This is a genomic window from Mesorhizobium sp. M2C.T.Ca.TU.002.02.1.1 (genome assembly GCF_003997225.1).
Window position 1 is genome coordinate 1 of record NZ_RZTO01000726.1, and the last position, 3,143, is coordinate 3,143.

Below are 3,143 nucleotides of genomic sequence, written 5' to 3' on the forward strand. Positions count from 1 at the left end.
TTGCCGGCCTCACCGAAGGCGACAGCGGCAAGCTGCGCGCCGGCGCGATCGAGAAGGTCGACGACCATACGGTCGTGCTCAACCTCTCGGCGCCCGATGTCACGGTGATCCCCAACCTTGCCGATTATCCGGCGCTGCTCGTGCATCGTGATTTCGACGCCGGCGGCGGCGATCTCGCCAAGCATCCGATCGGCACCGGCGCCTTCGAGCTGGTGTCGCTCGATGTCGGCCAGCGGGCGGTGTTCAAGCGCCGGGCGAACGGCAAATGGTGGGGCGGCGAAGCGCTGCTCGACGGCATCGAGATGATCGACTACGGCGTCGACCCCAACGCGCTGGTCAGCGCCTTCGAGGCCGGCGAGGTCCACACCAATCTCGACAGCAATGGCGACTTCATCGCGGTGTTCGACGGCATGGGCTTGACCAAGAGCGAGATCCTTTCGGCCTCGACGGTGGTTGCCCGCGCCAATGCGGCGACCGCGCCCTATACGGACGAGCGCGTGCGGCGCGCGCTGCAGCTTGCCGTCGACAATTCGGTGGTGCTGAAGCTCGGCATCGCCGATGCCGGCGAGGTGGCGGAAAACCACCATGTCTGCCGCATCCATCCCGACTATGCCGAGCTGCCGCCGATCAAGCGCGACCTCGACGAGGCCAAGCGCCTGATGAGCGAGGCCGGCCAGATGGGCTACGAGCACGAACTGTTCTCGATCGACGACGACTACCGCAAGAACACCGCGGACGCGATCGCCTCGCAATTGCGCGAGGCGGGCTTCAAGGTGAAGCGCACCGTGCTGCCGGCCTCGACCTATTGGAACGGCTGGGCCAAGTTCCCCTATTCGACCACCAATTGGGCGATGCGGCCGCTGGGCGTCCAGGTGCTGGCGCTGGCCTACCGCTCGGGCGAGGCGTGGAACGAGAGCGGCTTCGCCTCGAAGGAGTTCGACGCCAAGCTCGACGAAGCGCTGAAGACCGCCGATGTCGAGAAGCGCAAGGCGGTGATGAAGGATGTGGAAACGATCCTGCAGCAGTCCGGCGTGATCATCCAGCCCTACTGGATGAAGCTTTATTGCCACTCGGCCAAGCAGGTGATGAACCGCCATGCCCACCCGACCTACGAGTTGGACTTCACCGACGTCTGGCTCGCGGCTTAAGCCAGGTCGCAAAGGCGTGACCGTGCTGGCCGACGCCTTGCGCTTGCTTGAGCTGTTGGGCAGGGTGACAATGCCCGTCGACACATCGATGAAGGTGCAAATTGCATTCGACTGATTATCTCGGCCGTCTCTTCGGCCTCGAAGGCAGGCATGCCTTCGTCACCGGCGCCAGCCGCGGGCTGGGCCTCGCCTTCGCGGAAGCGCTGGCCGCCGCCGGCGCGCGCGTCACCATCGGCGGCCGCAAGGCCGATGAGTTGAAGGCCGCCGGCGACCGGCTGCGAGCCGAGGGCTACGCTGTGGCGGAAGCGGTGATCGACGTCACCGACACGCAGTCGGTCGACGCGGCAATCGCGGCGAGCGAAGCCGGCACCGCGCCCATCGACATCCTGGTCAACAATGCCGGCATCCAGCGCCGCGCGCCGCTCGAGACCTTTTCCGATGCCGACTGGGACGCACTGATGGCGACCAATCTCGACGGCGTGTTCAAGGTCAGCCGCGCCGCGGCGAAGGGCATGATCCAACGCCGCAAGGGCGTAATCATCAACGTCTCTTCGGTGCAGAGCGTGCTCGCCCGCCCCTCGATCGCGCCCTACGCGGCAAGCAAGGGGGCGATCACCATGCTGACCAAGTCGATGGCCGGCGAATGGGGCCAGCACGGCGTGCGCGTCAACGCGATCGCGCCCGGTTACTTCAAGACGGAGATGAACGCAGCTCTCGTAGCCGACGAGAAATTCTCAAGCTGGCTCACCGGCCGCACGCCGATGCGGCGTTGGGGCGATGTCGAGGAACTGGCGGGCGCCGCGGTGTTCCTGGCGTCGGACGCCGCGAGTTTTGTCACCGGGCAGACGCTGCTGGTGGATGGCGGGATCACGAGCGTGTTGTAGAGGCCCCTCACCTAGACTCCCACGTCACATCCGCCGGCATGCTGTGCTCCAGCACGAGGTCGACATTGGGCAGGTCGTTGCCGCGAACCTTGGCGACCGCGTATTCATCCGGATAGCTCAGGTCCGTCCAGCGCTTCAGCAGCCTTCGTTCGAGCTCGGCGCGCGGCGCGGTTAGGAACACCGTCAGGTCGAACAGGCGGGCGAGGCCGGACCATGGCGCGCGGTCGAGCAACAGGTAGTTGCCTTCGACGATGACGTAGCGGGTCGACGGCGCGATCAGCCTTGCGCCGGCACGCGACAGGTCGAGCGGGCGATCGAAGGTCGGCACGGCGACGCTTGCCGTGCTGTCTCGCACGCGTCGCAAGGTCAGCTCGAAATTGTCGAAGTCGAAGGTCTGCGGCGCGCCCTTGCGCTGGCGCAGGCCGAGCTGGTCGAGCACCGCATTGTCATAGTGGAAGCCGTCCATCGGCAGGATTTCGGCGCCTTCTGCGGCGAGCTCCGCCTGCAGCCGTTCCGAGATGGACGATTTGCCAGCGGCGGGCGGCCCGGCGATGGCGATCATGGTGCGTACACCGCCAGCTTCGGTCGCCAGGATACGCGAGACGAGATCGTTCCAGTCGCTCATGGTCGGTCGGTCCTCGGGTCTTGGCCGTTTGCAAAAACGAAAAGGGTTTGACCAGCGCCGCCTCGCCAAGGCGGTCAACTGGGCGATGCGCCCGCGTCGGGCGGCGGCGCTGGCCAAAGCGGCGAGGTCAGTGGCCCGCAATCCAGCGGATGATGTTGCCCATCAGCCGGCCGTAAAGCGGCCATGCCAGGAAATCCTGCGACAGCCAGTGCGGGCCGATGTCGGTCGTCCAGGCGGCGGTCCGGCCCTTGCCAAGCTCGCGCACCGAAAGCAGCGGCCAGTCCGCGCCGCGATAGTGGCAGGAGGCGAGCAGCCGGGAGGAGCCGTCACGGCGGAAATCGGTCTTGTTCATGCCGAGGATCGGCGGCAGCGGCCCCTCGATGCCGGCAAGGACCGGATGCGACGTCTGCAGGATGGAGGCCTGCAACCCCTGCGGCACTTCCAGCCCATCGCTGAAAGGCAGGCAGCGTACCGGCAGAACATCTT

General features: G+C 66.3%; 4 protein-coding genes. 2 read left to right on the plus strand and 2 right to left on the minus strand.

Annotated features, from left to right (window positions below):
- Both EOD07_RS28350 and EOD07_RS28355 read left to right on the plus strand, forming a co-directional pair.
- Positions 1-1,148 (plus strand): ABC transporter substrate-binding protein (locus EOD07_RS28350; RefSeq protein WP_164772611.1); only part of this gene is annotated, 1,148 nt, incomplete at its 5' end.
- 101 nt (positions 1,149-1,249) lie between these two features.
- Positions 1,250-2,032 (plus strand): glucose 1-dehydrogenase, encoded by a 783-nt coding sequence (locus tag EOD07_RS28355; RefSeq protein ID WP_127237727.1) that lies wholly within the window; start codon positions 1,250-1,252, stop codon positions 2,030-2,032.
- Positions 2,033-2,039: 7 nt separating this feature from the next.
- Here the strand turns inward: EOD07_RS28355 and EOD07_RS28360 are convergent, their stop codons facing one another.
- Both EOD07_RS28360 and EOD07_RS28365 read right to left on the minus strand, forming a co-directional pair.
- Positions 2,040-2,657, minus strand: coding sequence for a nucleoside/nucleotide kinase family protein (locus tag EOD07_RS28360; protein ID WP_127237728.1), 618 nt, complete (start codon positions 2,655-2,657; stop codon positions 2,040-2,042).
- A 127-nt stretch (positions 2,658-2,784) separates the two neighbouring features.
- Positions 2,785-3,143: glutamine amidotransferase (locus EOD07_RS28365; protein ID WP_245470527.1), on the minus strand; the 359-nt coding region annotated here is incomplete at its 5' end.

What these genes read in the sequence shown, in the direction of transcription:
- EOD07_RS28360 (WP_127237728.1), bottom strand. Translation starts at nt 2,657, where the DNA reads ATGAGCGACTGGAACGATCTCGTCTCGCGTATCCTGGCGACCGAAGCT.